The sequence below is a fragment of the Mesorhizobium sp. B1-1-5 genome (genome assembly GCF_006443065.1).
Taxonomy (GTDB): Bacteria; Pseudomonadota; Alphaproteobacteria; order Rhizobiales; family Rhizobiaceae; genus Mesorhizobium.
The window spans coordinates 1-5,333 of sequence record NZ_VFWS01000196.1 but is presented as its reverse complement, the minus strand read 5'-3'; the positions used below and the strand labels follow the sequence as shown (position 1 = coordinate 5,333).

Below are 5,333 nucleotides of genomic sequence, written 5' to 3'. Positions count from 1 at the left end.
TCAAAATCCCTGTGTCGGGGAACTAGGAGCAAGCACTTAGACTTACGCTCGGTTAGGTCCGCCTTGGCGCTGGAGGCGGATTCGCGTTGACGGTGCTTGCGCTGCCGCCGGCGGGGCCGATCCTGCGTCGTTCTCTCTGGTCGACTGCCCTGGAAGCGATACGCTCACAGGTCCGGTGGCCTTCAATTGCGCAGGCTGAAGACGAAGGGCGCGGTGCGGGTGACGCGGGCACCGAGCTCCGCCGGCGGCGCCGGCACCGAGGCGCCCTGCAATGCGCCGAGCGCCGCGCGGTCGAGATCGCCATCGCCCGAGGATCGCGCCAGCCGGGCCGAGACCACCCTGCCGGAGGTGTCGACCGTGAAGGTCACGCTCGGCGTCCCCTCGGCCCGCCTGGAGCGCGCCGCGCTCGGATAGCGGGTGTGCCGCCTGATCCACGCCGCCAGACTGGAATTCCAGCGCGACGGGCCGACGCTCGAGCGCGGCGCCGCATTCGAGGACCGCGGTGCTGCCGCCTTCGCCACCGCCTTGGCGTCGATGCTGGCGGTGGTCGTCACCTTTGGCGGTGGCGCCTTTTCCTTTTTCATCCGTTCTTTCGGCTTTTCGACCGGTTTCTTCTCGCCCTTCTTCTTGGGCTCGACCCGTTTTTGCGCCTTCACCTCGGCTTCCGACGGTTTCAGTTCCGGCAGCGGAATGACGACGTCCGGCGCTATCGCCTCGACAGGATCGGCCACGACCTCGTCCAGCGGCGGCTGCTCGCTCATGGCGGCAATTGCCGCCGGCGCGGCCTGCTCGACTTTTTGCGTGTCGTCAGCATCTGACAGCGGTTCGACGACCGGCTCGGCCTGTTCCGACACCGGCGCCGGGTCGGTCGCCGGTTTCATGTCGATGGGCTTTTCCGTCTCCTCCGCCGCATCGGCCGGCTCCGATGTCACCGCGTCCAGCATCGCCGTCTCTTCCGGCGCGGCGGGGGCAATGGCCAGCGGCGCCATCTCGACCGCCAGCGCCGGCGGCGGACCGCCATCCTGCATCTCGGCGAAGCTCAGATTCTGCACCGCATAGGCGACCGCCACATGCGCGGCCAGAATGATCGCGGCGGCGCTCGTCCACAGGCCGGCCTCGCGCGCGCCGAAGCGCGGCTGCGAAATGCGAGAAAGAGCGGCGACCGTCATGGCGCCGTGCTTCCAGCCGGCGCCGGGGCAGGGTTCGCGCCGGTCGCAGGTATTCCGGGCGCGGCTTGCCCGCCGGAGCTGCCCGCGGTTTCAAGTCCGACCAGCGCGACCTTGAGATAGCCGGCGCTACGCAGCAGGTTCATCACTTCCATCAGGTCGCCATAGCCGACCGTCCTGTCGGCGCGCAGAAAGATGCGCGTCTGCTTGTCGCCCTTGGTGCGGTTGTCGAGCGCCCCGGCGAAGGCCAGACGCGGCACGTGGTCATTGCCGATCGCCAGCGTCAGATCGCTTTTCAAGGTCAGGAACAAAGGCGTCTCGGGCCGCGGCGCCGGCGTCGCTGTCGATCCGGGCAGGTCGACATCGACGTCGACCGTGGCGAGCGGTGCGGCGACCATGAAGATGATCAGGAGCACCAGGATGACATCGATGAACGGCGTGACATTGATGTCGTGGCTTTCCTCGAGATCGTCGCCGGAGGTCTCGCGAATGCGCGCCGCCATCGCCGCTACTCCGCCGCCATCGCCGTTGCCGGCGGCACGGTGCGGAAATCGAGGTCGCGGCTGACCAGCCGCTCGACGCCGGCGGAGGCGTCGGCAAGGATCTGCCTGTAGCCGGCTATCGAACGCGCGAAGACGTTGTAGATGACGACCGCCGGAATGGCCGCGACGAGACCCATCGCGGTCGCAAGCAGCGCCTCGGCGATGCCCGGCGCCACCACGGCGAGGTTGGTGGTCTGCGCCTGCGAGATGCCGATGAAGGCGTTCATGATGCCCCAGACGGTGCCGAACAGGCCGACGAAGGGCGCCGTCGAGCCGATGGTGGCGAGCAGGCCGGTGCCGCGCGACATGCGCCGCGCCGCCGTCGCCTCGATGCGCGCAAGCCTGGAGGCGACGCGTTCCTTCAGGCCGTCGCCGGAAGCATGGTCGAGCGCGCCGGCCGAAAGCGCCCGTTCTTCTTCCGCCGCCCGCACCAGCAGCGCGCCCGGGCCGCCGCTGTGGCCAAGCTCCCGGCCGGCCTGCATCAATGTCGCGGCGTTGCCGATCGCATCGGCGGCGCGGCGGGCCCTCAGCTTGCCGCCAAAGACCTCCAGCGACTTGGCGAGCCAGATCGTCCAGGTGACGAGGGAAGCGAAGGCCAGCCCGACCATGACTGCCTTCACGACGATGTCGGCATCTATGAACATGCCCCATGGCGACAGGTCATGCGGCAGCGTCAGCGAGATGGAAGGCGCTTCGCCGGCTACGCTGTTCGCAGCTGGCTGGAGGCCCGGTTCCACCGACGTCGGAGCGGGCGTCTGGGCCGCCGGTGCTTGCGGGGCTGGGGCGGCCGGCGCCTGGTCGACTGGTGCAGGCGTCGCCGATCGTTCCTGCGCTGCGGCGACACCGGCCGAAAGAATGAGCGACGCGGCCAGCGCCGCCAAGAGACTGTTTCGGGACAAGGGCTCGTCCTCGCTTCATCATTGCAATGCGGCGGCCGTCATACAGACAGGTGCAGGGCGAGCCGCGCCGGTTGACTATGAAACATGAGTTTATGAGTCAACTATAAAGATGACTATGCTGCTTAACAATCTCCGATGCGCCGATGCTTACCTGGGCAGCGGGCCTGGACCGCAGGGCGGTTGCCGGGCACGATGCGCGTAGAGCAAGAAGAGCAGGCGGCCGATGATCAAGGCGATACCCTTCGACTTTCCCTATGACGGCAGGCTGGAGTCGCAGCATACGGCGCTGCTGGCGATCGACCTGCAGGAGGATTTCCTCTCGTCGACCGGCTACTTCGCCAGGAAGGGCTACGATCCGTCGCCGCTGCGAGCCATCCTGCCGGCGGTCAACCGGCTGATTGGCGTGGCCCGCGCCGCCGGCCTTACCATCATTCACACCAGGCAAGGCTATCGCGCCGACATGGCCGACATGACGCCTTATGAAAGATGGCGCCGCAAGCGGGCCGGGCTCGACGGCACCGATGTCCTGCTGCGCTCCGGCCCGGGTTTCCAGATCGTTTCCGACATCGAGGTCGCACCTGGAGACATCATCATCGACAAGACCTGCAACAGCGCCTTCACCTACACGGATCTGGAGCTCATTTTGCGGGCGCGCGGCATCACGCATCTGATGTTCACCGGCTGCACCACGGATGTGTGCGTGCACACCACATTGCGCGAGGCCTGCGACCGCAACTTCCAGTGCCTGACGATTGCGGACGCCTGCGCCAGGGCGACCGGTATGCGCATGAAGCCGCGCTGCATATGGTGACGGTCGAGGACGGCGTCTTCGGCGCGCTGGCGGACTCGGCGGCCGTCATCAGCGCGCTATCACGGCTCGCGGGTGTGGCGAGCTGAGGATTTCGGGATCGCGCGGATCGCCGGGTTCCGGCCAGCCGATATCCTTGCGGATGTCGAGCGGCAGCATATGGAGCGCCCGCGCTGCCCGATAGCGGGCACGGGTCGCGGTGTATTCGGTCGCGATGCGAGCGATGGATGACAAGATCGACATTTGCTTCTCCTTGGTTGATGCCGGGGTCGCAGCCCGGCACTCACCAAGACGAAACGGCGATGGCTGTTGAAACGGCGAGGATAAATTTTTCTGAACTCACGGGCGCGGCGGCCGCTCGACAGGTCAATGGCAGCATCCGGATCGCCAACTTGATTGATTGCCGAAAAAACTTTTGCGTGTACCGTTCCGTTTCCGGCTCCGGCTTCGTCTTGAGGGTCGTAACGGGTGCGAGGGCCAAGACGGCCTCCGCCATCAGGACAAACGGAGCCAAGCCATGTCGACCACAGTGACCTTGATCAACGTCTTCACCGCCAAGCCGGGCAAGCAGCAGGAACTCGCCAACACGCTTGCCGAGGGCACGAGGAGTTTCTTCAGCAAGCAGCCTGGCTCGCTGTCGTCATCCGTGGTGATCGGCGTCGACGGCAGCAAGGTGGCCAACATCTCGCAATGGCGTTCGGCGGACGACATCGCGGCCTTCCGCGGCGATCCCCGCTTCGGCGAATACATGAAGAGCATCGTCGAACTCGCCGCCGGCGAGACCATGATGGGTCACACCACCTATTCCCATACGGGCGGGGTGGAGAACTGAAGCAATTCCAGGAAAAGTGTGAAACGGTTAGGTTCGGCGCCTTCGCCGACCTTCCGTCCGGAATTGCGTCAAACAACGAGGTAGAGCACGCGTGACCGGTTCGCACGATCAGTCCGTTGCGGCGACCGAAACCAGGCTTCGCGCCTTCGAGCGCGATGCCGCCTTGCTGAGAGCCAAGCTGCACCGCTACGCGTCGCGCATGGTCGGATCGGTCATCGATGGCGAAGACATCGTCCAGGAGGCTTTGGCAAAAGGCTTCGTGGCGATCAGGAATGGCGACATGCCCGACAAGACCGAGCCCTGGCTGTTTCGCATCGCGCATAACGCCGCCCTCGATTTTCTGCGCAAGCGGGCCCGCTTGCGGGGGCGCGAAAGCGAGGTCGAGCTCGAGACGATCGCCGACCAGAACTCGGCGCTGGATGCCCGAATTGCCGCCGAGGCGAGCCTAGCCGAGCTGATGCAATTGCCGCCGGCGCAACGATGCACGGTCGTGCTGAAGGATGTGCTTGGACACAGCCTGGAGGAGATCGGCCAAATCCTCGAAACTTCCGAGACGGCGATCAAAGGCGCGCTGCAGCGGGGCCGCGAGAGCCTGCGCAAGCTGGCCGCCGCGCCGCGCATCGCGCCGCCCCGCCCGGCGCTCGACCAACACGACATGCGGCGCCTCGGCGACTATGTGGCCGCCTTCAACGCCAGGGACTTCGATGCCTTGCGCGGCCTGCTGGCCGAGGACGTTAAGCTGGAGCTGGTCAACCGCCTGCGCGCCGACGGCAAGGAATATGTCGGCAATTATTTCGGCCGCTACGCCGACGAGACGCATTGGCATTTCACGGCCGGCCTCGTCGAAGGCCGGCCCGCCATCCTGGTCACCAGCCCGGAGCGTCCGGACGGACCGCCGCGCTACTTCATCCTCATCGATTGGGAGAACGGCCGGATCGCCGGCATCCGCGACTTCCTGTTCGCGGATTACGTGATGGACGGCCTGGATTATTCCGACGCGGAGCGACCTTAGTTCCCTGACACAGGGATTTTGAAAGGTTGCCGTTTGTCTTGGTGCAAGATTTCCGTTCTTTTCCGTGAAAATCG

General features: G+C 65.8%; 6 protein-coding genes and 1 pseudogene. 3 read left to right on the top strand and 4 right to left on the bottom strand.

The window, feature by feature from the left end:
• Positions 1-182: 182 nt before the first annotated feature.
• The 3 genes from FJ980_RS29110 to exbB are packed head-to-tail and all read right to left on the bottom strand — an operon-like array spanning position 183 to position 2,607.
• Positions 183-1,169: an energy transducer TonB gene (locus FJ980_RS29110; protein WP_140547084.1), complete on the bottom strand. Its 987-nt coding sequence runs from the start codon at positions 1,167-1,169 to the stop codon at positions 183-185.
• Positions 1,166-1,669 (bottom strand): TonB system transport protein ExbD, encoded by a 504-nt coding sequence (gene exbD, locus FJ980_RS29105; RefSeq protein ID WP_140547083.1) that lies wholly within the window; start codon positions 1,667-1,669, stop codon positions 1,166-1,168. The genes FJ980_RS29110 and exbD overlap by 4 nt, the downstream gene beginning before the upstream one ends.
• Before the next feature lie 5 nt (positions 1,670-1,674).
• Positions 1,675-2,607 carry a tonB-system energizer ExbB gene (gene exbB / locus FJ980_RS29100; RefSeq protein ID WP_140547082.1) on the bottom strand — a complete coding sequence of 311 codons (933 nt, stop codon included), beginning with the start codon at positions 2,605-2,607 and terminating at the stop codon, positions 1,675-1,677.
• Between the two features lie 223 nt (positions 2,608-2,830).
• Here exbB and FJ980_RS29095 point away from each other — a divergent pair.
• A pseudogene (locus tag FJ980_RS29095) lies at positions 2,831-3,504 on the top strand (isochorismatase family cysteine hydrolase).
• On the opposite strand, the gene FJ980_RS29090 reads toward FJ980_RS29095, so the two are convergent.
• Positions 3,467-3,658: a hypothetical protein gene (locus FJ980_RS29090; protein ID WP_140547081.1), complete on the bottom strand. Its 192-nt coding sequence runs from the start codon at positions 3,656-3,658 to the stop codon at positions 3,467-3,469. The pseudogene FJ980_RS29095 and the gene FJ980_RS29090 overlap by 38 nt on opposite strands.
• Positions 3,659-3,932: 274 nt before the next feature.
• Between FJ980_RS29090 and FJ980_RS29085 the strand changes: the two genes are divergently transcribed.
• On the top strand, positions 3,933-4,247 hold the full coding sequence (locus FJ980_RS29085) for an antibiotic biosynthesis monooxygenase (protein ID WP_140547080.1): 315 nt from the start codon (positions 3,933-3,935) through the stop codon (positions 4,245-4,247).
• 91 nt (positions 4,248-4,338) lie between these two features.
• A complete protein-coding gene (locus tag FJ980_RS29080) occupies positions 4,339-5,259 on the top strand; it encodes a sigma-70 family RNA polymerase sigma factor (RefSeq protein ID WP_246676592.1) in 921 nt (306 codons plus the stop codon).
• The last annotated feature ends 74 nt before the right edge of the window (positions 5,260-5,333 follow it).

Coding starts and splice junctions, on each gene's coding strand:
- FJ980_RS29110 (WP_140547084.1), bottom strand. CDS start 1,169: ATGACGGTCGCCGCTCTTTCTCGCATTTCGCAGCCGCGCTTCGGCGCG.
- exbD (WP_140547083.1), bottom strand. CDS start 1,669: ATGGCGGCGCGCATTCGCGAGACCTCCGGCGACGATCTCGAGGAAAGC.
- FJ980_RS29090 (WP_140547081.1), bottom strand. CDS start 3,658: ATGTCGATCTTGTCATCCATCGCTCGCATCGCGACCGAATACACCGCG.
- FJ980_RS29085 (WP_140547080.1), top strand. CDS start 3,933: ATGTCGACCACAGTGACCTTGATCAACGTCTTCACCGCCAAGCCGGGC.